This window comes from Nocardiopsis sp. CC223A, assembly GCF_030766825.1.
In the GTDB taxonomy this organism is placed as follows: domain Bacteria; phylum Actinomycetota; class Actinomycetes; order Streptosporangiales; family Streptosporangiaceae; genus Nocardiopsis.
Window position 1 is genome coordinate 1 of sequence record NZ_JASFDV010000026.1, and the last position, 23,623, is coordinate 23,623.

25 protein-coding genes are annotated in these 23,623 nt (G+C 73.6%); 10 read left to right on the top strand and 15 right to left on the bottom strand.

Annotated elements, in window-relative coordinates; translation table 11 throughout:
- Positions 1-315 (bottom strand): response regulator transcription factor (locus tag QJS33_RS12890; protein WP_306368180.1); only part of this gene is annotated, 315 nt, incomplete at its 3' end.
- Here QJS33_RS12890 and QJS33_RS12895 point away from each other — a divergent pair.
- Positions 260-1,072: a metalloregulator ArsR/SmtB family transcription factor gene (locus QJS33_RS12895; RefSeq protein WP_306368181.1), complete on the top strand. Its 813-nt coding sequence runs from the start codon at positions 260-262 to the stop codon at positions 1,070-1,072. The two genes, QJS33_RS12890 and QJS33_RS12895, sit on opposite strands and share 56 nt — an antisense overlap.
- A 35-nt stretch (positions 1,073-1,107) precedes the next feature.
- Complete coding sequence (locus tag QJS33_RS12900) at positions 1,108-1,707, top strand: dihydrofolate reductase family protein (RefSeq protein WP_306368182.1); 600 nt, start codon at positions 1,108-1,110, stop codon at positions 1,705-1,707.
- Between the two features lie 98 nt (positions 1,708-1,805).
- On the opposite strand, the gene QJS33_RS12905 is transcribed toward QJS33_RS12900, so the two are convergent.
- Positions 1,806-2,216, bottom strand: coding sequence for a RidA family protein (locus tag QJS33_RS12905; protein WP_306368183.1), 411 nt, complete (start codon positions 2,214-2,216; stop codon positions 1,806-1,808).
- Positions 2,217-2,298: 82 nt separating this feature from the next.
- Between QJS33_RS12905 and QJS33_RS12910 the strand changes: the two genes are divergently transcribed.
- Positions 2,299-2,676: a helix-turn-helix domain-containing protein gene (locus tag QJS33_RS12910; RefSeq protein ID WP_306368184.1), complete on the top strand. Its 378-nt coding sequence runs from the start codon at positions 2,299-2,301 to the stop codon at positions 2,674-2,676.
- A 189-nt stretch (positions 2,677-2,865) separates the two neighbouring features.
- The gene (locus tag QJS33_RS12915; protein ID WP_306368185.1) at positions 2,866-3,105 is read left to right on the top strand and encodes a hypothetical protein; all 240 of its coding nucleotides are present in this window, start codon (positions 2,866-2,868) and stop codon (positions 3,103-3,105) included.
- A gap of 228 nt (positions 3,106-3,333) precedes the next feature.
- Here QJS33_RS12915 and QJS33_RS12920 read toward each other — a convergent pair whose 3' ends face one another.
- Together QJS33_RS12920 and QJS33_RS12925 are read right to left on the bottom strand one after the other, a co-directional pair.
- Positions 3,334-3,498 carry a DUF397 domain-containing protein gene (locus QJS33_RS12920; protein WP_306368186.1) on the bottom strand — a complete coding sequence of 55 codons (165 nt, stop codon included), beginning with the start codon at positions 3,496-3,498 and terminating at the stop codon, positions 3,334-3,336.
- The gene (locus QJS33_RS12925; protein ID WP_306368187.1) at positions 3,495-4,286 is read right to left on the bottom strand and encodes a helix-turn-helix transcriptional regulator; all 792 of its coding nucleotides are present in this window, start codon (positions 4,284-4,286) and stop codon (positions 3,495-3,497) included. The genes QJS33_RS12920 and QJS33_RS12925 overlap by 4 nt, the downstream gene beginning before the upstream one ends.
- Positions 4,287-4,384: 98 nt before the next feature.
- Here QJS33_RS12925 and QJS33_RS12930 point away from each other — a divergent pair, with 98 nt between their 5' ends.
- The 3 genes from QJS33_RS12930 to QJS33_RS12940 all read left to right on the top strand — a co-directional run bounded on the left by QJS33_RS12930 (position 4,385) and on the right by QJS33_RS12940 (position 6,582).
- A complete protein-coding gene (locus QJS33_RS12930) occupies positions 4,385-4,732 on the top strand; it encodes a hypothetical protein (RefSeq protein ID WP_306368188.1) in 348 nt (115 codons plus the stop codon).
- Positions 4,733-5,093: 361 nt separating this feature from the next.
- Positions 5,094-5,546, top strand: a complete 453-nt coding sequence (locus tag QJS33_RS12935; RefSeq protein WP_306368189.1) for a hypothetical protein — start codon at positions 5,094-5,096, stop codon at positions 5,544-5,546.
- Positions 5,547-5,817: 271 nt separating this feature from the next.
- Positions 5,818-6,582: a class I SAM-dependent methyltransferase gene (locus QJS33_RS12940; RefSeq protein WP_306368190.1), complete on the top strand. Its 765-nt coding sequence runs from the start codon at positions 5,818-5,820 to the stop codon at positions 6,580-6,582.
- 644 nt (positions 6,583-7,226) lie between these two features.
- Here QJS33_RS12940 and QJS33_RS12945 read toward each other — a convergent pair.
- On the bottom strand, positions 7,227-10,124 hold the full coding sequence (locus QJS33_RS12945; protein WP_306368191.1) for a LuxR family transcriptional regulator: 2,898 nt from the start codon (positions 10,122-10,124) through the stop codon (positions 7,227-7,229).
- A gap of 227 nt (positions 10,125-10,351) precedes the next feature.
- On the opposite strand from QJS33_RS12945, the gene QJS33_RS12950 reads away from it, so the two are divergent.
- On the top strand, positions 10,352-10,840 hold the full coding sequence (locus tag QJS33_RS12950) for a DUF1772 domain-containing protein (protein ID WP_306368192.1): 489 nt from the start codon (positions 10,352-10,354) through the stop codon (positions 10,838-10,840).
- 22 nt (positions 10,841-10,862) lie between these two features.
- Here QJS33_RS12950 and QJS33_RS12955 read toward each other — a convergent pair whose 3' ends face one another.
- From QJS33_RS12955 to QJS33_RS12985, 7 genes are all read right to left on the bottom strand, one after another.
- Positions 10,863-13,457, bottom strand: a complete 2,595-nt coding sequence (locus QJS33_RS12955) for a hypothetical protein (RefSeq protein WP_306368193.1) — start codon at positions 13,455-13,457, stop codon at positions 10,863-10,865.
- Positions 13,458-13,552: 95 nt separating this feature from the next.
- Positions 13,553-15,001: an FAD-dependent oxidoreductase gene (locus tag QJS33_RS12960; RefSeq protein WP_306368194.1), complete on the bottom strand. Its 1,449-nt coding sequence runs from the start codon at positions 14,999-15,001 to the stop codon at positions 13,553-13,555.
- Between the two features lie 97 nt (positions 15,002-15,098).
- Entirely contained in the window at positions 15,099-17,201 is a 2,103-nt protein-coding gene (locus QJS33_RS12965; protein WP_306368195.1) for a molybdopterin oxidoreductase family protein, read from the bottom strand.
- Entirely contained in the window at positions 17,198-18,607 is a 1,410-nt protein-coding gene (locus tag QJS33_RS12970; RefSeq protein ID WP_306368196.1) for an MFS transporter, read from the bottom strand. Before QJS33_RS12970 ends, QJS33_RS12965 begins: the two co-directional genes overlap by 4 nt.
- A gap of 198 nt (positions 18,608-18,805) precedes the next feature.
- The gene (locus QJS33_RS12975) at positions 18,806-19,570 is read right to left on the bottom strand and encodes a maleylpyruvate isomerase N-terminal domain-containing protein (protein WP_306368197.1); all 765 of its coding nucleotides are present in this window, start codon (positions 19,568-19,570) and stop codon (positions 18,806-18,808) included.
- Between the two features lie 91 nt (positions 19,571-19,661).
- Positions 19,662-19,826: a hypothetical protein gene (locus QJS33_RS12980; protein ID WP_306368198.1), complete on the bottom strand. Its 165-nt coding sequence runs from the start codon at positions 19,824-19,826 to the stop codon at positions 19,662-19,664.
- Between the two features lie 69 nt (positions 19,827-19,895).
- On the bottom strand, positions 19,896-20,645 hold the full coding sequence (locus QJS33_RS12985) for a GNAT family N-acetyltransferase (protein WP_306368199.1): 750 nt from the start codon (positions 20,643-20,645) through the stop codon (positions 19,896-19,898).
- 145 nt (positions 20,646-20,790) lie between these two features.
- Here QJS33_RS12985 and QJS33_RS12990 point away from each other — a divergent pair, with 145 nt between their 5' ends.
- Entirely contained in the window at positions 20,791-21,783 is a 993-nt protein-coding gene (locus tag QJS33_RS12990) for a GNAT family N-acetyltransferase (RefSeq protein ID WP_306368200.1), read from the top strand.
- On the opposite strand, the gene QJS33_RS12995 is transcribed toward QJS33_RS12990, so the two are convergent.
- Positions 21,780-22,361, bottom strand: coding sequence for a hypothetical protein (locus tag QJS33_RS12995; RefSeq protein ID WP_306368201.1), 582 nt, complete (start codon positions 22,359-22,361; stop codon positions 21,780-21,782). The two genes, QJS33_RS12990 and QJS33_RS12995, sit on opposite strands and share 4 nt — an antisense overlap.
- Positions 22,358-22,534 (bottom strand): hypothetical protein, encoded by a 177-nt coding sequence (locus QJS33_RS13000; protein ID WP_306368202.1) that lies wholly within the window; start codon positions 22,532-22,534, stop codon positions 22,358-22,360. Before QJS33_RS13000 ends, QJS33_RS12995 begins: the two co-directional genes overlap by 4 nt.
- 75 nt (positions 22,535-22,609) lie before the next feature.
- Here QJS33_RS13000 and QJS33_RS13005 point away from each other — a divergent pair, with 75 nt between their 5' ends.
- Positions 22,610-23,287: an SDR family oxidoreductase gene (locus tag QJS33_RS13005; RefSeq protein ID WP_306368203.1), complete on the top strand. Its 678-nt coding sequence runs from the start codon at positions 22,610-22,612 to the stop codon at positions 23,285-23,287.
- A 60-nt stretch (positions 23,288-23,347) separates the two neighbouring features.
- Here QJS33_RS13005 and QJS33_RS13010 read toward each other — a convergent pair whose 3' ends face one another.
- On the bottom strand, positions 23,348-23,539 hold the full coding sequence (locus QJS33_RS13010; RefSeq protein ID WP_306368204.1) for a CsbD family protein: 192 nt from the start codon (positions 23,537-23,539) through the stop codon (positions 23,348-23,350).
- Positions 23,540-23,623: the final 84 nt, after the last annotated feature.

Sequence of the window (23,623 nt, forward strand, 5' to 3'; positions counted from 1 at the left end):
GAGCGCCCGGCGGTCGGGCAGCCCGAGTTTGCGCAGCAGGGAGGAGACGTGCGACTCGACGGTGCGCACGGAGATGAACAGCCGGGCGGCGATCTCCGCGTTGCTGAGGTGTTCGCCGAGCAGGTCGAGCACTTCGGCCTCGCGGGCCGAGATTTCGGGGGTGGTCACCGGGTCATTATCGGGCCCGGCCTGACGGGGGCCGGAATCCGCACCAGAACATTCCTTGACAAGAATATTCTCCATGGAGAATAATTGGGTCATGCACGAACGACTGGAGGCGCTGGGCGAGCCCGCCCGGCTGCGCATCGCCCGCATCCTCGCGGAGCGCCCGCTGTCGGTGGGCGTGGTCGCCGAGCGGGCGGGGCTGCGCCAGCCGCAGGCGACCAAGCACCTGCAACGGCTGGAGCGGGCGGGCCTGGTGGCCTCCCGCCGGACCGGCAACCGGCGCATCTACGCGCTGGAACCCGGACCACTGCGCGAACTGGCCGAGCTGCTCGACGGACTGGCCGGGCAGGCCCGGGAGCACCGCGGGTCCTTCGACGCCTACGCCGCCTCGCTGGCCGCCGAGACGCGCGCCGCCGACCGGGACCGGTGGGCCGACGAGCGGGACTTCTCCTTCACGCGCGTGCTGAACGCGCCGCGGGAGACCGTGTGGCGCCACCTCACCGAGCCGCACCTGCTCGCCCGCTGGTGGACGCCGGACGACCTGGTCGTCACCGAGGTCGCATTGGAGGCGCGGCCCGGCGGGCGGGCGGTGCTGGCCTACCGCGACGCCGCCGACCCCTCCGGCGCGGACGGCGTCGTGGGCCGCGCCGAGGGGGTGGTGGACGAGGTCGTCCCGGGCGAGCGGATCGCCTTCCGGCTCTCCCCGCTGCTGCCCGGGGGCGGCACCGCGTTCACCGGCCACCACGGGTTCGGGCTCGACGACACCGAGGGCGGGACCCGGCTGCGCGTAGGGCTGCGGATCACCGACAGCACCGTGGCCTCCGCCGACTTCGTCGCGGGCATCGGCCTGGGCTGGGACCAGGCCCTGGACCGGCTCGCGGCCGCCGTCGCCGACGGCACCCGATGAACCGACACACCTTCCGACACATCAGGGAGCAGGACATGACCGAGAACACCGGCCGCAGGGTCGTCACCAACATCAGCCTCACCCTCGACGGACGGTACTGCGGGCCCGGCGGGCCACAGGACATGGGGTGGGTGATGCCCTACGCGGTGACCGACGTCGGCCGCGACCACCTGACGGACCTGTGGCGGACCGCCACCACGGCGCTGCTGGGGCGGGTCAACGCCGAGGGGTTCATGGGCTACTGGCCGCCGGTGGCCCACGACGAGGCGGCCGACCCCCGCGACCGGGGGTTCGCGGACTGGCTCGCGAACACCGAGAAGGTGGTGCTCTCCGGCACCCTGTCCGAGGTCCCCTGGGAGCGCACGCGGATCGAGGACGCGCCCGCGGCCGAGGTGGTCGACAAGCTCAGGGCGGAGGAGGGCGGGGACATCCTCGTGCTGTCGAGCGCGAGCGTCATCAAGGCGCTGCTCGCCGCCGACCGGGTCGACCGGATGGCGCTGATGGTCTTCCCCGAGTTCGTCGGCGGTGGACCGCGGCTGTTCGAGGACGGCCTGCCCGCGGGTAAGTGGGGGCTGGCCTCCCAGTCCGCCGGTGAGCACGGAGCGCTCTCCCTGGTCTACGACCGCCTGCGTTGAACCGGTCCGCACCCCGGGCTCCGGGGCCAGCGGGCGACCCGGTCGAGGAGGGGTGCCCCTCGACCGGGTGTGCCGCTTCCGCGGAGGCGTTCGGGCGGTCAGTCCAGCAGGGCGGTGGCCTCCAGCTCGACGAGCACGTCGGGCTCGAAGAGATGGTCCACGCCGATGAGCGAGGCCGGGGGCATCGGCTGCGGCAGGCCCAGCTCCGCCGCCGCCTTCTCGACGCCCTCCATGAAGGCGCCGATCTTCTCCGGCTTCCAGTCGGTGACGTAGAAGGTCAGGCGCAGGACGTCGGCGAAGGTCGCCCCCGCACCGGCCAGGCCGGTGGCGGTGTTGCGCAGGACGTGGGCGACCTGCCCGGCGAGGTCGCCGGGAGCCAGCGGGGAGCCGTCGGCGGCACGGGCGACCTGGCCGCTGACGTGCACGTGCCGGGTGCCGGTCCCGACGGCGACGTGGTGGTAGGGGGCGGGCTGCATCATGCCCTCGGGGGTGAAGTGGCGGACGGTCATGGCGGTCTCCTCGTGACGGGTGCCGAAGTGGTTTACCCTTGGTACCTGGTAGCCAAAGGAAACTTCAACGAGACCAGGTGTCATGCCGGATACCGACCCCCGGGCCCACGACGCCCTGGAGATCACCGCACCCCACCGCGAACTCCTGGACCAGGTCCTGGACAAGTGGTCGCTGGAGGTGCTCGCCGTGCTGTGCGAGCGCCCGTCCCGGTTCAACGAGCTGCGCCGCGCGATCCCGGCGGTGACCCAGAAGTCGCTCACCGCCACCCTGCGCCGGCTGGAGCGCAACGGCATCGTGGAGCGGGAGGTGGTCACGACCCGACCGGTGGCCGTGGAGTACCGGATCACTCCGCTGGGCAAGTCGATGCGGGGACCGGTGGACGTGCTGCTCGACTGGATCGGTGAGCACACCCCCGAGATCGAACGGGCCCGCGACCGTTTCGACGACGCCGAGGAGTGAAGACCGGAAGAACCGTGGGGGGTGAGGGTCGCTCAGCCCTCCTGATCGGTGAGTGAGCCCGGTCCGAAGCGATCCCCTGTGGCCGTCGGACTGCATCGCCGGAGCCTGTTCGGCATCAACGATCTAGGCGCTCCGGCCCTGCCCGGGTATCGTCGTGCCCCCACCCCCCAGCGCGCCTTTGGAGGATGCGTGAGCACCTGTAGCACCTGCGGACGCGGCAAGACCGACGGAGAGTGCGGCTACTGCCTGGGACGGGCGATGGGAGCCGAGATCCAGCGGCGCAAGTACGAGGCCGAGCGCGACTACTACGCGGCCGGAACGGGCGAGAACCGCCGTGGCAGCAGCGGCGGCGGGTGCGCCCTGCTGCTCCTGGCCGCCGCCGCGTCCCCGCTGGCCGCCGAGGCCGCCCGGATCCTCCTGCACGCCTGAACCAGCGGCACACGGCCTCCTTCCCGCCCACCGCGCCACCGCCTCGTCCCGGCCTCGGGCAAGCTGACGGCGGGCCCTGCCCCGACGGCTCGTTGCGGTCGCCCGCGTCCTGGAGGCCGCCACCGCGCGAACCCCCACGGTTTTTTCCGGTCTCCGGAGTGACCCCGGCATGACGAGACCCCCGGTGCCGTTCGCTCCGGGGGCCGTTCGTGTCCGCGAGTGGGGGTGTCAGCGCTCGGCGCGCAGCAGCGCCGCCCATTCGGCGGCGGGGAAGCTCAACGTCGCCTCGTCCCGGTGCCGCGTGTCGCGGACGTCCGCCCCGGTCCCGTGTTCGCGCACTTCAACGCAATTGGAACCCGAAGTGCTGTAACTCGACTTGTGCCAGTCACTCACAGTAGCTCTTCCAATGTCTTTCGCGACTGCTTGGCGGGAAGCGCACTTCCGAGAGCGGACTTCACCAGGCCTTCGAGCCGGACGTAACTCTTCCTGTCCTCATAGAGCGTAGCCCCGTCGACATGGTCGGCCACCGCCGCCCGGCCCCCGTCCCGGAGGTGGAACATCAACAGGTGGGAGACCACGCCCATCAACACCGTGCCCTCGGGGACCAGGTGGATCGATATCCGGTCGGACTCGGACAATTCGAGAAGCCTGGTCGCCTGTTCGGAACGCACGGCATCAGGTACACAGGTCAACGCCGTCACGGGGAACACGGCGGTCACCAATGGATTGTTCGAGGAACGCAGGCGTTCGAGGCGCGACGTCCGCAACGCGATCAGCTTGCCGATCTCCTCCGGCGTCCCCTGGTGGAGACCTTCCCGGAAGACCTCATGCGCATACAGCGGGGATTGCAACAGGCCCGGAACCAGCAGCGGAGAGATCAACTCGATCAGGTGAGCGACCTCCTCCAGCCGTGAAACATTGCGCATCCACGGAGGAAAGCGGACGGAGGTCAACAACTCCCAGTTCGAGACCACACGACCGTTGGCTCGCAACCCCTGGTCGACCTTCACCACGTCCGCGCGAGCCGGATCGACGTGGTTGTTCTCCCAGCGGGACAGCGTTGACGGAGCGAGCCCCGAAGCCTTCGACAGGCTGCGCAGGGTCAGACCAGCCGATTCGCGCTCTTCACGGAGATAATCACCGAATGTCTGTTCCTGCATGTGCTCCTTGTGTTCTTTCATGGTCCCGAAGGTAGCGAGGCGGTTGCCGAAGAAACCATGTCCTGCGCGATACAACCCGCTTGCTCAACAACACCGGGGTTCCCGCGCACCCTGGAATCATGAGCACACAAGAAAACCCTCTCTCGCAGAGGACGGAAACCGGGACCCTACGCGCCAAGCTCGCCATCGCCGTTGACCACTTTCAGCGTCGGCGACTCGACATGCGGCAGGACTGGTACCGGTTCCCGTGGACGTGCGGTCCCGAGACGGAGCCCTGCCTGATCGGTCCCCCATACCTGGGGAACGTCATCATCGGGGTGACCGCCGACGGCATGTACACCTTCGAGTCCCATTCCGGAATCTGGGAGGACGTCCACCCCGCCTACCCCGAATTCCTGGTGGACGCCGTCATAGAGGCATGCGCCGGAAAAGTGTTCCCACTGCCCCGCCGAAATGCCCGCCGATAAAGGCACGGAAGGGGCTCTTCGCCGTGAGCGGGAGCAAAACCCGCGGGTATTCCCGGGGGCGGGTCGAATGCCCCGACCGCGCGGCGAGAAACCCGGCGCGACCGGGCCTCGCGCACGCGGCCGTCCCGCGCTGACGTCACCGCATGCGGACCGGCCCCGGCCCCTCCCCGCGGATTCCCGAACGTGGCCCGCGGGAGGGGCCGGGGCTACTGTGTCCGGGGACGTTGCCCGCCCTGCCCGTGTCGGCCGCGGAGAGCGCCCGAGTACGTGATGGCCAACGGCGACACCGCCGGGTTCCGACACGATCACACGTCCGAATGGGAGCGATGCGATGCGTGCGACCGATGCCCCCGATGGGTCCGTGACCCTGAGCTTGTCGCAGGCCGAGGCGACGGTTCTCCACGAACCGATCGCCTTCGCGGAGTTCGCGTACGACCCGACCTCGGTCGAATCGGAGAGACCGGTCGAGCAGAAGGTGCTGTCCGACGTACAGCAGGTGCTCGCACCGCTCATCTCCGGACTCGGCACTGACGGCTACCAGGCCGTGATGAACAGCGCTTACGCCGCCATCGACCCCGGCCCCTTTCAGACCCCCCGGCCACGCGGCACGGAAGAGGACCATGCGATGGACGCGCGCGCAGTCGCCCGTGAACTCACCGCTGTGATCGCGGATGAGATCGAGGCGCAATTCGGGGTGCGCCGCCCGGTCGGTGAGATGCCTGATCTGATCGCCGACGCGATCATGGACGCCTTCCGTGTCAAGCGCGTCGACCAGGCGGCCGACCGCCCGTCGGCCGACCCGGGGTGCCGCTAACGAACCAGGCACCGGTCGCGAACGGCGGTGACGCTCCTGGCCAGCCCGGCGGACGGGGTGAGAGCCACGTTCTCGACGCTCGTCGGTGTCGAGAAACGTTCGTCGGATGGACACCCACAGGGGCGCACACCCGGTCACATGCACCACGGAGAGTGCTACCGGCGAAACCTGGACCGATCAGTCCCGGAGGCCCCCTCGGTTGTCGGTGCCCGCACGTCGGGGCGGCGGAAAACCACTGGCCCCGGGGCCCGTCCTGGCCGATCATGCCCGGATGGTCGATCGACACTTCTCCGAACCGGACCTGGCCGATCTCTACGACTACTTCAACCCCTGGGGCTCCACACCCCAGGACGAGTTCTACCTCGATCTGGTCCTACGCTCCCACGCCGTGCTGGACGTGGGCTGCGGGACGGGCAAGATCCAACGGGTGGCCCGCGAGCGGGGACATACCGGACGCCTGGTGGGCCTGGACCCGGCCGCGGCGATGCTGGAGGTCGGCCGCCGCGACCGCGAGGACATCGAGTGGATCCACGGCGACCTGCTCGCCGGCCCCTACGACGACCCCGGCCACGGCCCGTTCGCCGGGGCGTTCGACCTGGTGATGATGTCCGGGCACGCCTTCCAGGTGTTCACCTCCGACGAGGAGCTGCGCGCCGTCCTGGCGGCGGTGCGGCGGGCGCTGGTGCCGGGGGGACGGTTCGCCTTCGAGACCCGCAACCCCGCCGTCCGGGGCTGGGAGTCCTGGAACCCCGAGCGGGTACGCACCGTGCAGGGCCCCGGCGGGCGCCGGGCCACCTCCGTGCACCGGCTGCGGGAGGTGCGCGGCGACCTGGTGACCTTCACCTCCGACTACACCCTGGAGGGCTGGGCCGAGCCCGTGGTCAGCCGCAGCACCCTGCGGTTCCCGGACCCCGGGCCCCTGGACCGCTTCCTGGCGCAGGCCGGGCTCACCGTGGACGAGCGATACGGCTACTGGGACCGCACCCCGCTGACCGCGACCAGCACGGAGATCATCACCCTCGCCAGGCCGGCCTGACCCGTGCCCTCCGCGTGCGGTCCCCGGCCTGTTTCCGGCTCCGGGGACCGGATGCGGCCCGGACACGAAGAACCGGTCCTGCGCAACGGCCCGTTGCGCGGGACCGGGTCCGGTTTCTCGACCTCGGCCGAGGAGTGGCGGACTCGGCGACACCTCGCCCGCAGAGGCGGCCGAACTCGCGCGGCCGGCCGAGCAGCTCGGTGCCCGTACCCGGGCCCGGCAGACGGCGAACGGCCGCGCCTCCCCCTCCCCCGCCCGCCGGGCCGTGCGCGCCGCCCCGGGCAACGCTGCCTGGCGCGGCTGCGGGAGGTCTCCCCGACGAGGTCGATACGGCCTTCCCGGAGGCCGGTCCGCACGCCGGCGCCCCGTGCCGCGCTCCACAGCACACCCTGCGACCATGGCCGCACAGCCCCGACCTCCCGGGCGGACCGGGAAGGGGTGCGGGCCGTCGGCGGGGGCGTCCTCGCCGCCCAGGCCGGGGATGATCCCGCAGGAGGTCAGCAGCAGGCTCAACGCCGTGGCGGCGCAGGTCGTCGCGAGCACTCGTGCGGTCATCGGGTGCGGTCTCCTCGGGGGCGCGGCACCGCCGTGCCGGTTCCGGGGAGTGCGGGCCCGGGGGCGGTGCGGGCTGCTCTGTCGGGGGGTCAGGTCGGGGGCGGGGTCAGGTCACGGCGCGAGCGCAGCCCGAGTTTGGACAGGGCGTTGGCCACGTGCGTTTCCACGGTACGCGGCGACAGGTGCAGCAGTGCGGCGATCTCCCGGTTGGTGTGGCCGCGTGCGGCCAGGTCGGCGATCTCGCCCTCGCGCGGGGAGAGCCTGCGGTCGTGGTGGGGCCGCCCCGGGGCGGCGGCGGTGGTGACGCCGTGGGAGCGCAGCAGGCGGCGGACCCGGGCGGCGTCCCAGATCGCGCCCAGCCCCGAGTACTCCTTCAGGGCGGTGCGCAGGGCGGTGACGCCCGATTCGGTGCCCTCCCCGTGCGGGCGGTCGAAGTGGACACGGGCGCAGGCCTCGCGCACCTGGGCGGCGTCGTAGGGGCGGGGCATGGCGCGGTAGGCGTCCTGGGCCTCGGCGTACAGCAGGAGCGCCCTGTCGTGGTGGCCGTGGTGGCGGGCCAGGGCGGCCTCGAAACGCAGCAGGGCGGTGGCGGCGGCCGGGGCGTCGGTGTCGCGCAGCCCCGCGCGCAGGCGGGTGCACAGGTCGGCGGCGGCGGCGCCGCGACCGCACTCCAGCAGCGCCTCCATGCCGGGGAGCAGGTCGGCGGCCCACACCCAGATGCCCTTGGCGGCGATGAGGGAGACCAGGTCCTCCACGTGCTCCCAGGCGCGGGCGGGCTCACCCTGGGCGGTGGCCATGCGGGCCAGCAGCCCGGCGGCGAAGGCCCGCACCGGAACGGTGTAGTCGGGCGGAGGTGCCTGCGGTCCCGTCTCCGGGGGGCCGTCGTCCGCGGTGTCGCGGGGTTCGGGGCGGATGCGGACCAGCAGGGTGCGGGCCAGCCCCGGGTCACCCTGGGCCAGGGCCAGGGCGGCGCGCAGCAGGCCGAGTTCGGCGGTGATCGAGTGCAGGTGGGCCAGGCGCGGTGATTCGCGGTGGCGGTCGGCCTCCTCGGCCAGGCCCTGCCAGCGTCCGCGCGCCCAGTCCAGGGTCAGGCGCAGGGCGCGCACGCTCTCGTGGATGTAGGGGGCGTCGTCGGCGCCCGACCAGGCGGCCGCGTCGTCGAGGTGGCCGTCGGCGCGTTCGTAGTGGCCGAGCATGACGGCGGCGTCGGCGAGGTTGAGCGAACCCCGGGCGAACTCGCGGCGGCGGGCCAGGGTGTCGGGGGTGTGCGGGTCGTGGTGGGTGCCCGGGGCGGGCAGTTCCACCTTCCAGGCGGCGGGGTCGCCGATCTGGGCGAGCAGGGTGGCGTGGTTGACGGCCACGGTGTGCGCGACGGTGGTGTCGTGGCTGCTGTGGGCGGCGGTCAGGGCCTGCTCCATCCACCGGCGGTGGGTGTCGACGGAGTCGGGGGTGCTGCGGGGCACGGCCAGCGCGCACATGGCCCGGGCGGCCAGGTCGGGGCGTTCGGCGAGTTCGGCGGCGGCGCGGACCAGTTCACCGCGGGCGCTGCGGTTCTGGGCGGCCTGGTTGAGCAGCAGCAGGCCCAGTTCCATGCGCAGTTCGCCGCGTTCGGTGGCGGGCAGGCCGGGGGTGGCCAGGACGTCGCGCAGCAGGGCGATGGTGTGTTCGGCGGAGATGCCGGTGAGGGCGGCCCGGCCGAGTTTGAGGGCCAGGTCGCGGCGGCGCCGCGAGGTGAGGTCGGGGCGGGTCAGGGCGTCGCGCAACAGGAGCACCGCGGTGCTGTCCTCGCCCTGTTCCAGGGCCTGGTCGGCGGCGCGTTCGGCGTGGTCGGTCCATTCGTCCAGCAGCCCCGCCTCGCGGGCGTGGTGGGCCAGCCGGGCGTGGGGCGGTTCGGCCAGCAGGGCCAGGGCGGCCAGGGCGACGCGGTGCAGGCGGCGGCGTTTGCCGTGCGGCAGGGAGGTGTGGCAGACGTGGGCGAGCAGCGGGGTGGCGGGGGCCAGGGTGGCCGGGGCGGTGGGGGTGAGCAGACCGCTGCGGCAGGCGCGGGACAGGGCCCGGTCGGCGCGGGCGGGGGTGAGTTCGGCGACGTGGGCGAGCAGGGGTTCGGTGGCGGGCCCGTCCAGGACGCAGGCGGCACGGACCAGGCGGCGGGCGTCGCCGTCCAGGGCGTGCAGGCGGTCCAGGAACCAGTCGCGCAGGGAGGGCGGGACGGGCGGCCGGTCGGGGATCGGCGGGAACCGGACGGGGGTGTCTCCGGGGTCGGTGAGGTGGTGCAGGGTCTCCACGGCGGCCAGGGGCAGCCCGCCGGTCCAGGTGTGCAGGCGGCGGGCGTCCTCCAGGGTGGGTGCGCCGTCGGGGAGGGCGTGCTCGGCCAGGGCGAGCAGGTCGTGGGGGGTGAGGGGGCCCAGGGTGAGCTCGTGGTGACCGGTGCCGGGGGGTGTGCGGGCGGCCAGGGCGGCCACCGGGAAGGAGCGGGGCAGGTCCTCGGGCCGGTAGGTGAGGACCAGGGCCAGGTGGGCGGGCAGCCGGGGGGTGAGATAGGCGAGCAGGTCTCGGGTGGCCGGGTCGGCCCAGTGGACGTCCTCCAGGACCAGGACGACGGAGTCCAGGGCGTCGAGGAGTTCGGTGAGGGCGCGGTAGAGGCGGTGGTTGCCCGACGCGGGGTCGGCGGCCGGTTCCGGGGCCGGGGGGAGGCGGTCGGCGTGTTCGGGGAGCAGGGTGCGCAGGGCGCCGCACAGGGGGTTGAGTCCGCCGGGGATGGGGGCCCGGCGCAGGGCTTCGATGAGCGGCGCGAAGGGGAACGGTTCGGCGCCCGGCGGGCAGTGGCCGGTCAGGACCGTGGTTCCGGGCAGGTCGTGCAGTTCCCGGACCAGGCGGGTCTTACCGGTTCCGGCGGCACCCGACAGGAGGGTGACGGTCCCGGGGGTGGCCGCCGTGCGCAGTAGCCGTCGTTCCCGCTCGCGCCCCACGAGCGGGGAGGAGCACATTACCCGACGGTATAGCGAGACGCTCTTCCGGAAAAGGGGGGATATCGGTGACATTCCGTGGTCATATTCGTGTAACCATGGAGAAAGGATTCACGTTCGGGTGGGAGTGTGACGCATTTCGCCGATTCTTACAGGCCTTGAGGACATGGTCGTGACGGTCACGGTGGGCGTACAATCCGCCCAGGTGCTGCGGGCTTCACGGAAAAAGGGCATGGGGTGGCCGGTTGATGGCGGACATGGTGTACGCGGTGGTGCCGGTGTTGTCCGTGGTGTTGACGGGATTGTTCGCGGGCCTGTTCTTCGCTTTCTCGATCTCGGTGATGCCGGGGCTGGGCCGGGTGGGCGACCGGGCCATGATCGAGGCGATGCAGGGCATCAACGTCGCCATCCTCAACCCGTTCTTCGCGGTGGTGTTCATCGGGGCGCCGGTGGTGGCGCTGGGGCAGACGCTGCTGCACTGGGCCGCGGGACACACGTCCTCGGCCTGGTGGGCGGGGGCGGCCCTGGCCCTGCTGGCCCTGGTGCTGGTGGTGACGTTCGCGGTGAACGTGCCGCGCAACAACGCCCTGGACCGGGCCGGGTCGCCGGAACGGCTGGCCGACCCGGCCGCGGTGCGCGGCGGGTTCGAGGCGGTGTGGGTGCGCTGGAACCACCTGCGCACCGCGGCCTCCGCCGCGGCCCTGCTGTGCACGGCCATGGCCGTGACCACCGGCTGACCCGGGCCGCTCCGCCGGGCCGTCAGGCGCCGGGGCCCCCACCGGTGAACGCGGCGCGGTCGGCGCGGATGCGCTCCACCAGCGCCTCGCGGCGGGTCGACAGCTCTGCGGCGGCGGCCACCGCGCGGACCACACCCGCGCGGACCGCCTCGTGCACCACCCCGGGCAGGTGCCCGTCCAGGGCCTTCAGCACGCCCGTGGACCCCTCGGCGCGGTGGGCGTCGACCAGTGCCCGGGCGATGTCCGGCTCTGCACCGCGCAGCGCGGCGGAGGAGCCGGGGTCGCGGGGCCGCAGGAAGTGCCAGAAGCCGACGGGCGGGTAGTACGGCAGGTGCTCACGCCCTGACACGGGCGACGTACGCACCTCCCACTGGAGGGTGTCGTCCTCGACCGCGACGGCGAAGGCCTCTCTCCGGTCGCTGCGGTGGGAACCCCAGGTGACGACGAGATCGACCCCGGTGCCGGGGAAACGCAGGATCCCCATGGGCACACCGGTGGCGCCCCGCGCCAGGTGGCGGGCCCGGCGGCCATCGGCCCCTTCGATGAACCGCTCCCCCGTTCCGTTGTGGTGGTCCTCGACCGCGACCCGCAACCCGCTGAGCCCGTCCTTGTCGCCCAGCGGCGAGTCCACCCCCTCGGGCAGGCGGACCAGGGACAGGCTCTTCGAATCCCAGCGCATCCCCTCGCCGGGACCTTCCGCGAAGAAGTCGGGCAGGGACGCCCCCTTCTCGACCCCCGTACCGGTCAGCACATGCCAGGTGTACCGATCGTGGTGATCGTGGTGGACCCAGACGGCCGTGCCGTCGCTCATCTGGCGCATGACGCTGTGCTGTGACGGACTCGGCGCGAACCGGTACCCCGACCGCTCACCCTCGTCGAGGAGGGACTGCTGCTCGGACCAGTTCCTGATGTCCGGGTCCGTGGTCGGGGTGAGGACGAACGTGTCGTCGGGCCGGTCGGACCAGTACGCGCGACCGGACACCGCGACGAGGAAGCGGCCGTCCAGGTAGCGCGCCATCGGGATCTCGCCCCTGCCCGCCGGGAACCCGATCGAGTCCCGACGGCCGGTGTGGTCCACGGCGATCGCGCGGTCGGCGCCCACCAGGGTAAGGACCGGCCAGGAGGGGCACAGCCGCAGCACTCCGCCCGGTCCGCCGAGTTCGGCGACGGCCTCGTCGAAGGCGGGCCAGCCCAGTTCCTCGGGCAGACCACCGTGCAGGGCGCGCAGCAGGGGGCGGAGCGGATCGACCTCGGCCAGCTCGTCCTCGATCCCCTCCAGCGCCGCGACCGCGGCGTCGTCGAGCAGGTCGTCCAGACCCCCTAGCGCGAAGCGGGCCTCGGGCAGGCCCGCCCGCCCGATCCGGGAGACGTACTCCTCGGCCCGGGCACGCACCACCGGGACCGCCTCGGGCACCCCGGGGTAGAACCCGATCGCGCTGCGCACACCGGGCGGCGCATCGGTGTAGTGACGGTGCCCGCGGGAGATCTGGAGCTCCGCGCGCGGCCCCAGCACGGGGTGCGCGAGCAGGCTGCCCAGGTGCGGAGCGTCCTTGATATAGGAGAATTCCATCGTGCGCGGCGGCATCGAAACCGGGATGCCGTGGGCCAGGCAGGCCGCGAGCAGCATGCCGTCGAGATTGCTGTGGCCCGAGCCGGAGGTCCAGGTGTTCAGGGGCCGGTCCTCCGCCCGCAACCGCGGGGCCAGGCGCGGCAGGAGCGCGTACAGCTCCTGCGGCATGCGCTGCACGATGACTCCGTCGCCGGAGGCCACGAACAGGTGCAGGCGGACGAAGTGCTGGAGCCAGCCCGCCACTCCCGCCTCGGGGGTCACCTCGCCGCGGACCAGAGCGTCGACCGCCCCGGAGGCGTCGAGCATGTCCAGCCACATGCCGCCGTCGTTCTTGGCGTACCGGCCCGGCGGGAACAGCTCCCAGAACGCGGCCAGGTGCCCGGCGGGCGGCGGGGTCTCGGCGAACACCTTGGCCGCCCCCTTGAACAGGGCGGCGGGGATCGCGGTCCCGCGGGAGGCGGCGAGCACCCCGGCCAGCGCGCGGGACTGCTCCTGCTCCCCCACCCCGGCGGCCTTCGCGCTCTTGGCCAGCAGAGTGTGGGTGCCCGCCGCCGGGGCGCTGCCGCCCGCGGCGCGGGCGGTGATCAGCGCGGTCAGGGCGGGGTGAGCGCGCTCCGGGGGCAGGGTATCGGTGATCCACTTCTGGAAGGCCCGTACCTCCTTGCCGGGCAGGACTCCGCTGCGGGCCACGAAGAGGGTGTGGGAGGCGTGGTGGCCGTGGTCCACGGGCAGTGCGTGGTCGGCCTCGGCCTGGCGGGCCCGAGCGTGGGCGCGGGGCGCCGCCCACCGGCACTTGTCCCCGCCGAACAGCAGCAGCGCCTGGGTGACGCCGTCCCAGAACCAGGGGAGCAGCTCCGGCGTCATGCCCTCGGCTGCCCGGTCCATGTAGCGGAGGAACCGGTCGGCCTTGCGGACGGCGTCGGGCAGACGCGCGTGCATCTCCCGCTGGGCCTCCTGGGCGGCGGGCAGGTCGGCGGGCCGGTTCTTGCTCGTCCAGTCGACCAGCAGGGACACCTGGTCGTGGGACGCGGGGAGGGCGAAGGTCATGCCCTGCATGCTGGCACGGCCCGGTGACAGCCCGTGTCCCGGGCCCCGGGTCCCTTCCCGGCCGCGGGGAGGGGGCCCGGGACGAAGGCGGTCCCTCAGCTCACCGGGGACTTGGTGTCCCACCCCGACAGCAGGGCGTTGACGTCGCGCACGCAGCCGCCGCAGCCCGTGGTCGCCCGGGTGGCGGCGGCGATCGACTCCCGGGTGCGCGCCCCGTCCAGCCAGGCCTGCTCCAGGTCGTCGCGGGTGACCGCGTTGCACCGGCACACCACCGGGGCCGACCGCGCCCCCGCCTCCTCGGCGGCCGGGGCGGGCACGGTGCCCTGGAGCAGGGCCAGCCGGTCCGCGGGCACCGGGGCGCCGGAGTCGTGCAGCTGCGACAGCACCGCGGCGGCCTCCGGGAACCCCAGCAGCACCGACCCCACCAGCTTCTCGTCGCGCACCACGAGCTTGGCGTAACGGCCCCCGTGCGGGTCGCTGACGGTGAGCATCTCCAGATCCTCGCCGTCCTTCTCGTCGGTGTGCACCTCGCCGAACGCGGTCAGCTCGATCCCCTCGGCCTTGAGCCGGGTCACCGGCCGCGAACCGGTGTAGCAGGCCTGCGGTTCGGTCCCGGTCAGCCGCCGGGCCAGCACCGCGGCCTGCTCCCAGCCGGGCTGTACCAGGCCGGCGCCGCCGCCGGGGTGCTGGGCGCAGTCGCCGATGGCGTGCACGCGGGCGTCGGAGGTGGCCAGGGTGTCGTCCACCAGGATCCCGTGCTCCACCTCGATCCCGGCGTCCTTGGCCAGTTCGATGTTGCCGCGCACCCCGGCGGTCACCACCAGGGCGTCGCCCGGCAGCACCCGGCCGTCGTCCAGCTCCAGGCCGGTGCCGGGGATCCAGCGCGAGGCGACCCGCCAGGAGTGGACCTTCACGCCCAGGGCGTCGTAGCGGCCGCGCAGGATGTCGGCGGCCGCGCGGTCGATCTGGCGGCGCATGATCCACGGGGAGGACTCCACCACCGACACCCGGGCGCCGCGGCTCTGGAGTCCGCGGGCGGCCTCCAGTCCCAGGACGCCGCCGCCCAGCACCACCACGGGGGCGCCGGGGCGCACCAGCGCCAGCAGGCGGTGGCAGTCGTCCAGGTCGCGCAGGGCGCACACCCCCTCGCCCGGGGCCCCGTCGGCGGCCGAGACCCCGGTGACGGGCGGGAAGGCGGCGCGGGCGCCGGTGGCCAGCACGAGTTCGTCGTAGTCCAGGCGGGTGCCGTCGTCCAGGGTGACGGTGTGCGCCGCGGCGTCCAGGGAGACCGCGGACAGGCCGGTGCGCACGGTGACGCCCGGGGTGTCGGGGACGGGCAGCCGGATCTGGTCGGCGGTGTAGTCGCCCGCCACCAGGCCCGACAGCAGGACCCGGTTGTAGGCGGGGTGGTGCTCGGCCCCCACCACGGTCACGTGGACGCGCTCGCCCGCCGGGTCCAGGCGGGCCACCTCCTCGGCGAACCGGGCGCCGACCATTCCGTTGCCGACGACCACGATCCGGCGTGCACCCTGCACGGTGTTCAACTGCTGCCTCCTACGGGGTGGGGTGTCGCGCCGGACGGCGTCGGCCGGGCGGGGACGGGCACGGGGCGCAGGCCGCGCGTGCTCGGGTCTTTCGAGGTCACGGGGCCGGCTCCAGCGGCACCGGTTCCGGCGGGGCCGGCTCCAGGCGCACGGTGCTCACCTTGAACTCGGGCATGCGGCTGACCGGGTCCAGAGCCGGGTTGGTGAGGTTGTTGGCGGCCTGCTCCCCGGCGTAGTGGAAGGGCAGGAAGACCGTGTCGCGGCGGGCGGTGGGCTCCAGCCGCACCCGGGCGCGGGTGGCGCCCCGGCGGGAGGTGACCAGGGCCAGGTCGCCCTCGCCGAGCCCGGCGTGGGCCGCGGTGTCGGGGTGCACCTCCACGTACACCTCGGGTTCGGCCCCGGCCAGCTCGGGCACCCGGCGCGTCTGGGCGCCGGACTGGTAGTGGCCCATCAGCCGCCCGGTGGTGGCGATCAGCGGGAAGGCCTCGTCGGCGGACTCGGCGGGCGGCCGGTGGGTGACCGGGACCAGGCGGGCCCGGCCGCCGGGGTGGGCGAAGGAGTCCAGGAACAGGCGCGGGGTGGGCTCGGCCCCCCGGCGCACCGGCCAGTACAGGGCCTCCCCGGCGGCCAGCCGCTCGGGGGTGACCCCGGAGTAGTCGGCCGGGGAGCCGACGGTGGCCCGGCCGAGCTCGGCCAGCACCGTGTCGGGTTCGGTGGGGAACCGGTCGGCGGGCTGGCCCAGCCGCACCGCCAGCCCCGCCAGCACCTCCAGGTCGGTGCGGACCCCCTCGGGCGGGGCGAAGGCGCGGTTGCGGCGCAGCACCCGCCCCTCCAGGTTGGTCATGGTGCCCGACTCCTCCGCCCACTGGGCGACCGGCAGCACCACGTCGCCAAGGGCCGCGGTCTCCGACAGCACGAAGTCGGCGGTGACCAGCAGGTCCAGGGACTCCAGCCGGGAGCGGACCCGGCCGGAGTCGGGGGCCGACACCACCGGGTTGGAGCCGAACAGCAGCAGGGCACGGGCGCCGCCGCCCTCCCCCAGGGAGTCCAGCAGCTCGAACGCGGAACGGCCCGGCCCGGGCAGGGTGTCGGGGTCCACCCCCCACACCGCGGCCACGTCGGCGCGGGCGGCGGGGTCGTCGATACGGCGGTAGCCGGGCAGCTGGTCGGCCTTCTGGCCGTGCTCGCGCCCGCCCTGGCCGTTGCCCTGCCCGGTGATGCACCCGTACCCCGACCCCTCGCGGCCGGGCAGGCCCAGGGCCAGGGCCAGGTTGATCCAGGCGGTGACGGTGTCGGTGCCCTTGGCGTGCTGCTCGCTGCCGCGGCCGGTGAGGATGTAGGCCGAGCGCGCCCGGGCGGCGGCGCCCAGCACGTCGGCGGCCTCGCGCAGGTGGGCGGCGGGCACCCCGGTGACCTGTTCGGTGCGTTCGGGCCACCAGGCGGCGGCGTGCGCCCACGCGTCGTCGAACCCGGTGGTGCGCTCGTCCAGGTAGGCGCGGTCGATCCAGCCGCGCACCCCGGCCAGGTGCAGCAGCCCCAGGGCCAGCGCCAGGTCGGTGCCCGGGCGCGGGGCCAGGTGCAGGCCGCCGTTGTCCAGGGCGACCCGGGCGGTGGCCGAGCGGCGCGGGTCGATGACGATCAGGCGCGGCGCCGATAGGTGGCCCATCATCGGCGGCATGGTCTCGGCCGGGTTGGCGCCCGCCAGCAGGACGACCTCGGCGGCGCCGACGTCGGTCAGCGGGAACGGCATCCCGCGGTCCAGGCCGAACGCCCGGTTCCCGGCGGCGGCCGCCGAGGACATGCAGAACCGGCCGTTGTAGTCGATCTGGGAGGTGCCCAGGGCCAGGCGGGCGAACTTGCCCAGGGTGTAGGACTTCTCGTTGGTCAGCCCCCCGCTGCCGAACACGGCCACGGCGTCGGGGCCGTGTTCGGCACGCAGCGCCAGCAGGCGCTCGGCGACGTGGTCCAGGGCGGTGTCCCAGTCGACCTCGGTGAACTCCCCGGTGCGGTCCTTGCGGAGCAGGGGGCGGGTGAGGCGGTCGGGGACGCCCAGGACCTCGGCGGAGGTCCACCCCTTGCGGCACAGTCCGCCACGGTTGGTGGGGAAGGGGGCCGGTCGGGCGGCGGGGCGGCCGTCCGGACCGGTCTCCAGGTGCATGGCGCACTGGAGCGCGCAGTAGGGGCAGTGGGTGGTGGTCATCGCTGTGCGGACTCCACGGCGTCGTCGGCGGTCGGGGTGTCGGTGGCGGTGCCGGAGGCGGCGGTGCGGGGGCGGCGCAGGTAGACCGCCCAGGTGACGACGGCGCACACCAGGTAGAAGCAGAGGAAGGCGAAGAACCCGGGGGCCGCCGACTCGGTCATCCGGAAGGACTCGCGGAAGACCAGGTTGATGGCCACACCGCCCAGGGCGCCCATCGCCCCGATCAGCCCGAGCATGGAGCTGGCGATGCGCTTGTTGTAGGAGTGGGCCTCCAGCGCGTCCTCGCCCCGGGAGATGGCGTCCTGTGCCCTGGCCGCGTAGATGGACGGGATCATCTTGTACGTCGAGCCGTTGCCGATGCCGGTGAGGATGAACACCACGCCGAAGGCGCCGACGAACAGCGGCAGCGAGTCGGCGTTGATCGCGAACACGACCACCCCGGTGCCCGCCACCATCGCCAGGAAGTTCCACAGGGTGACCCGGGCGCCGCCCAGCCGGTCGGCCAGGCGCCCGCCCACCGGGCGGATCAGGGAGCCGATGGCCGGCCCCAGGAAGGTGATGGAGGCCGCCTGGAGGGGGGCCAGCCCGAACTGGTTCTGGAGCAGCAGGCCGAAGGCGAACCCGAAGCCGATGAAGGAGCCGAAGGTGCCGATGTACAGGAAGGACATGATCCAGAAGTGCCGGTCCCGGGTGGCGGCCAGCTGCGCGGCGGCGTCGGTGCGGGCGCCGGTGAGGTTGTTCATGTGCCGGAACGCGACCCAGATGGCCAGGAGCAGGAAGGGCACGTAGAAGAGCGGCACCAGCCGGGCGCCGTCCAGGGTGAACAGGGCGATGACGCCCAGGCCCACCAGCTGCACCGTGGCCACGCCGATGTTGCCGCCGCCGGCGTTCAGGCCCAGGGCCCACCCCTTCTCCCGCTCGGGGAAGAAGAAGTTGATGTTGGCCATGGACGAGGAGAAGTTGCCCCCGCCGAGTCCGGCCGTCGCCGCCAGGACCAGGAACACCCAGTAGGGGGTGTCCGGGCTGCCGATCAGGTACACGGCCAGCAGGGTGGGCAGCAGCAGCGCGGCCGCGGAGATGATGGTCCAGTTCCGGCCGCCGAAGAACGGCACCGCCAGGGTGTAGGGGACGCGCAGTACCGCGCCCACCAGGGAGACCACTGAAACCAGCAGGAACTTCTGCTCCGGGGACCAGTCGAACCCCGTCTGGGGGGTCATGAACAGCACCAGCACCGACCACAGGCTCCACACGGAGAAGCCGATGTGCTCGGAGAAAATGGACGCCCACAGGTTGCGGCGGGCGGTGCTGCGGCCCCCGTCGTTCCAGAAGGCGGTGTTCTCGGGGTCCCAGTGGGAGATCCAGCTCTTGCCCGTGCGCGGTGCGCGGCGGCCTGTCTCGGGGGTCACGACCGGCCCTTCCTGTTTCGGTGTCGGCTGACGTTATCGAAGGTAGGAAGGGTGCGTTGCCTGAACATGTCGGGCCGTAACACGGGGGAAACAGTGGGCTCACCCGGAGGTGGGGGCGACGGTGAGAACCCCTGTCAGTGCAGGTCATCGGTGGTTCTGAAGGTGCGGGTGTGGCCTTCGACACCAGCGTCGCCGCTGTCAGCCGACCCGGGCCGACTCCCGCCACAGCCGCGGGGCGCGCCGGTCGCCGGTGAAGGCCCCGGGGCGGGGCTCGGCCCGGTTCCACAGCACGAGGTACAGCTCGGCCGCCGGCGCGGCCAGGACGGCGTCGGCGGTGCCGACCTCCCCGCGGTGCATGGTCGCGCCCTGCGGGGCCAGGGCCGCGGTCCAGGTGTGGCCGGTGTCGGTGGCACGCACCGCCAGGGTGAGCGGCGGGTCTGCGACCGGTTGGCTCTTGGGCCGGGCCAGGAAGCCCATGAGGAGTTCGTCGACGCCGTCGGCGGCCAGGTCGGCGGCGATCGCGGGGTCCGGGGCGTCGGCCGGGGACCGCAGGGCGCTCTGTGCGTCGACGCGGTGGACGGTCGTCTCGTGGTACTGCCGCCGGGCCCAGAACGCCAGAGGGGACGGGGCGGCCAGGAAGGTGAAGCATTCGGTGTCGGGGGCCGCATCGGTGAGCGTTTCGACCAGGGCGGCGTGCCCCTCGCGGAACCAGGGGAGCAGCAGGGCGTCCTGCGGCAGGGGCGACAGGCCGCGGGCGAGGTCGCCTTCCACGGGCGGGCCGCCGTTGCCCGAGGCCACGTGCGCGGCGGCCCAGCGGTGGACGCGGCCGGTGTGGGAGAGCAGGTCGCGGACCGTCCACCCGGGGCAGGTGGGCACGGGGGCGTCGAGTCCGGCGCGGTCGGCGGCCTCGGCCAGGAGGCGGCCTTCGGCGGCCAGTGCGTCGATGTGGAGGGAAATGTCCATGAGGTCATCTTGGCCGTGGGCGTCGGGCCCGCGCGGCCCGGGGCGGCCTCAACGGCCGCACGCCTCTCGGCCCGGCCGCGGGCGGTGTCGATCAGGAGTCGCCGTTCTTGGAACGCGCGGCCGCACCGGCGCCGAAGGCGATGCCCATGGCCACGCCCATGGCGATCCCCAGCGCGATGCTGTCGAAGAGCATGCCGAAGACGATACCGAAGAGCAGTGCGAAGGGCAGGGAGAAGGCGGCGTTCTTCGCGGTCATGGGAGGCCTTTCTGCGCGGTGCGGGCTCGGTTCTCGGACGCACCCGGACCCGGGCCGGTTCCCCCGGTCTCACCGGCGCCGCGGGTGCAGGCGGACGCTGAGCTGGGCGCCCAGGGCGCGGTGGCCCAGACCGGCGGCCACGGCCCTGGACCGCGGGGGGCGGGCCCGCCACTGCGGGAGCAGGCTCTCGCCCAGGGCGCGGGCGGTGGCGGCCGAGGCAACGAAGCGGGCCAGGCCGCGATCGCGCCGTTCGGGGTCGGTGAGCACACCCAGGTGGGCCGTGTCCGCGGACAGGCGGGCGTACCCGGCCGCGGCCACCACGCGGCCGTCCTCCTCGACGGCCGACACGGGGGCGTCCATGTCCGCGAGACCGCTCTCCCCCGCGTCCTCGGGGCCGGCCCGGTGCAGCAGCGCGGCCAGGCGGGCGTCGCCGGGGTCGATGGTGACCACGGGGACGTCCTCGTCGTCGGCCTCCCGCAGGGCGGCGGCGTCCACATAGGCCAGCGATGCCGGACCCAGCACCTCCGCCACGGCGAGCGCCCCGGTCCGCTCCAGGGCGCGGTCCACCGCTCCGGGGTCGGTGCGGTCCTTCGGTGCCAGGGTGGCCAGCGCGGCGCGCAGCGCGTCCGCGTCGCCGGTGCCGGGGGCGGTCGCCAGCGTGGCCTCCCCCAGGCGGACGATGCCGCACCAACCGTTCGGGCACAGGCCCGATCCTTCGACGGCGGCCACCGTCAGCGGCGGGGTGAGGGGGATCGGGGTGCCGTGGGGGCCGGCCACGGCGGCCCAGCGCTCCATGGCCCGCTCGGCGAGGTCGCGCATCGGGACTCCTTGTCGTCGGCGGTCCCACACTGCCCGCCGGGACCGCTCCCCGCACCCCACTTTTCCCGCGGGTTCCCGGGGGTCGCCGACGACGATCCCCGCGCTGACCGGGACAGGGGCGGGGGCGGTGTGAAACGGTGGGCGTGTGAGTCCTGTGGTGGAGGTCTTCGATCCCCTCACGGCCGCCCCCGCCGAGCTGGCGGCGTGGAGCGCGGTCCATGTGGCGGGGCGGCGTGAACTGTCCGGAAGCGCCCCCGAGGCCGACGAACTGGCCGAGCGGTTGCGCCAGGGGCGCGGCGGCCGGGCCTGGCGGTGGGCGGGCCGACCGGCCGAGGGGGGACCGATCCTGGGCACCGCCGAACTGCGGCGCCAGCCCCACGACGAGAGCATCGGGTTCCTGCGGTTGTTCGTGGACGCCACCGCCCGCCGCCACGGTCTGGGCACCCGGCTGCGTTCGGCCGCCTCCGCCCGGGCCCGCGCCGAGGGCATGACCCGGTTGCAGAGCACCGTCCTGGCCGGGCAGAGCGGGGAGGCGTTCGCCCGCACCAGCACGCACCTGCGCACGGTGCTGCACCTGGAACTACAGGTGCAGACCTTCGACGAGGCGACCCTCAAGCGGTGCTGGCGGCTGGCGTCGGCGCCCAAACGCGGCTACCGGATCACCCACTGGGTGGGGTCGGCGCCCCCGGCGCTGGTGGTGTCGTTCGGCGAGGTGATGAACCACCTGCTGGACGCGCCCGGCGCCGCCTTCCAGGAGGAGCCGCGCCGGTGGGGCCCCGACGACGTGCGGGCCTGGGAGCGGCGGATCACCGAGGACGGTTCGCGGCTGCTGGTGGGCGCGGTGGTGGACCGGTTCTCCGACGAGGTGGTGGCGGCGACCGTGTGCACCGTGACGCACGGGCCGGTCGCCGACCAGCACGACACCGCCGTGCTGCCCGCCCACCGGCGGCGGGGGCTGGCCAGCCGGGTCAAGGCCACCCAGACCCTGCGGGTGCACGACAACTTCCCGCACGTGCAGGCGATGGCGGTGACCCTGAACCGGGAGAACACCGCGATGCTGGAGGTCAACCGGTTGCTGGGCTACGAGAAGACCGCCGAGCGGCTGCTGGTGGAGGACGACCTCACGGCGCAGGGTTAGCGCACAACGGCGGTGCGGCCGGTGCGACGGTCGCGGACCGCGAGGTGGCCGGATTCGGGCGGGTGTTCGCAGTAGGGGCTGTGGCCGTCGATGAGGGAGAGGTCTCGGGGCAGGGCCGCGCCCGGGGCGAGCAGGTCGGGGTCCAGGTTCCAGGAGACCCGGGTGCGGTGCTCGCCGTGGGACTCCTGGGGCGGGGTGAGCGGGCGCAGGCCCGTGTGCTCTTGGAACAGGCCCGGGACGCGGACGACGGTACCCCGGGACAGGGCCGCGGCCACGGCCAGGGGAAACCAGTCGAAACAGAGCAACGGGGATCCGAAGTAGCCGGGGCGCGGGGTCCGCGGTGCGTCCATGACCAGGGTGAAGGCGAGATCACCGGTGACCTCCATCGCTGCGTCCACGGGGCCGTCGGTGACCTGCGGCGAGGGATGCAGCACCTGTCCGGCGATGGTGCTCAGCAGGCGTTCGGGCAGCCGAGGGTCGGTGCGGGCCACACCCACGTACATCCCGGTGCGCTCCCGGAAGGTCTCCTCGGCCGAGACCACGCGGATCTGCGAGGCATCGTAGCGGGCTCCGGTCACCGGCGGGCCACCAGGTGCAGGAGGTCGCCGAGGGAGGCCACACGCTCCACCTCGGCGTCGGTGAGCCTGTTGATCAGGTGGCGGCGGGCCTGTGCCTGCGCGGTGGTCGGCAGGCGGCCCGCGTACACCTCGGGCAGGCCGGTACGGCGCCCATGGGCGCGTGTGATGTCCACACGTGCACGCTAACGCTTCGCGGACGGCCGGGCCGGGAGATTTCCGACCCGGGGCGGTGTGGGAGCATCCCGGCCATGACGACCTCCATGGTGACCGGGGCGACCGGCGGGATCGGCTCGGCCGTGGTGCGGGCCCTGGCCGGACGCGGCGACCGGGTGATCGCCCTGGGCCGCGACCCCGGCCGGCTGGCCGGGTCGGCGGCGCTGCCCGGTGTGACGGCCCGCGCGGTGGACCTGCGCGACCTCGCGGCGCTGCCCGCCACCCTGGACGGAGTGACCGGCCTGGACGCCCTGGTGCACTGCGCCGGGACCGCCCCCGTCGCCGCGGTCGCCGACTCCCCCGCCGCGCTGTGGGAGGAGGTGCTGGCGGTGAACCTGGTGGCCGCCGCCGAGCTGACCCGACTCGCGCTGCCCGCCCTGCGGGCCCGGCGCGGGCACGCGGTCTTCGTCAACGCCGCCCCGGGCGTGCACGGGGTGCCCGGGTGGTCGGCGTACACGGCGGCCAAGGCGGGACTGCGCGAGCTCGCCGACGCGCTGCGCGCCGAGGAGGCGGGCAACGGGGTGCGGGTGACGAGCGTGTACCCGGCGGGGACCGCCACCGAACTGCTGAGGCGCACCCGTGCGGCGTTCGGCCGCGACTACGACCCCGACGCGTGCATCCGGCCGGAGACGGTGGCCGCCGCGATCCGCGACGTGCTGTCCCTGCCGCCGGACGCCCAGGTCGGCGAGGTCACCCTGCACCCGGGCCCGTGACGGTCCCGGGAAGGGGCCGGCCCCGCCCGGCGCACCGGACGGGGCCGCACCCGGTCGGACTCAGCGGGAGTCATCGTCGTCGGAGGTGAAGACGTCCTTCACCTTCTCCCCGGCCTGCTTGAGCTTGGCCTTGGACTCCTCGGCCTTACCCTCGGCCTGCCACTGCTCGTTGCCGGTGGCCTCCCCCAGCTTCTCCTTGGCCTTGCCCTTCATCTCCTCGAACTTGTTCTTGGCCTTGTCGTCCCCGGCCATCGTGCCCTCCTTCGATACGGGTTCAGCGGGGCCACCGACCGTTCCGCCGGACTCCATGCGTCGCCGCGGACCCGCACACCCCTT

Coding starts and splice junctions, on each gene's coding strand:
- QJS33_RS12980 (WP_306368198.1), bottom strand. CDS start 19,826: ATGACCGCGAAGAACGCCGCCTTCTCCCTGCCCTTCGCACTGCTCTTC.
- QJS33_RS12940 (WP_306368190.1), top strand. CDS start 5,818: ATGGTCGATCGACACTTCTCCGAACCGGACCTGGCCGATCTCTACGAC.
- QJS33_RS12945 (WP_306368191.1), bottom strand. CDS start 10,124: ATGTGCTCCTCCCCGCTCGTGGGGCGCGAGCGGGAACGACGGCTACTG.
- QJS33_RS12950 (WP_306368192.1), top strand. CDS start 10,352: ATGGCGGACATGGTGTACGCGGTGGTGCCGGTGTTGTCCGTGGTGTTG.
- QJS33_RS12975 (WP_306368197.1), bottom strand. CDS start 19,570: ATGGACATTTCCCTCCACATCGACGCACTGGCCGCCGAAGGCCGCCTC.
- QJS33_RS12955 (WP_306368193.1), bottom strand. CDS start 13,457: ATGACCTTCGCCCTCCCCGCGTCCCACGACCAGGTGTCCCTGCTGGTC.
- QJS33_RS13010 (WP_306368204.1), bottom strand. CDS start 23,539: ATGGCCGGGGACGACAAGGCCAAGAACAAGTTCGAGGAGATGAAGGGC.
- QJS33_RS12965 (WP_306368195.1), bottom strand. CDS start 17,201: ATGACCACCACCCACTGCCCCTACTGCGCGCTCCAGTGCGCCATGCAC.
- QJS33_RS12930 (WP_306368188.1), top strand. CDS start 4,385: ATGAGCACACAAGAAAACCCTCTCTCGCAGAGGACGGAAACCGGGACC.
- QJS33_RS12900 (WP_306368182.1), top strand. CDS start 1,108: ATGACCGAGAACACCGGCCGCAGGGTCGTCACCAACATCAGCCTCACC.
- QJS33_RS12985 (WP_306368199.1), bottom strand. CDS start 20,645: ATGCGCGACCTCGCCGAGCGGGCCATGGAGCGCTGGGCCGCCGTGGCC.
- QJS33_RS12910 (WP_306368184.1), top strand. CDS start 2,299: ATGCCGGATACCGACCCCCGGGCCCACGACGCCCTGGAGATCACCGCA.
- QJS33_RS12925 (WP_306368187.1), bottom strand. CDS start 4,286: ATGAAAGAACACAAGGAGCACATGCAGGAACAGACATTCGGTGATTAT.
- QJS33_RS12895 (WP_306368181.1), top strand. CDS start 260: ATGCACGAACGACTGGAGGCGCTGGGCGAGCCCGCCCGGCTGCGCATC.
- QJS33_RS12905 (WP_306368183.1), bottom strand. CDS start 2,216: ATGACCGTCCGCCACTTCACCCCCGAGGGCATGATGCAGCCCGCCCCC.
- QJS33_RS13005 (WP_306368203.1), top strand. CDS start 22,610: ATGACGACCTCCATGGTGACCGGGGCGACCGGCGGGATCGGCTCGGCC.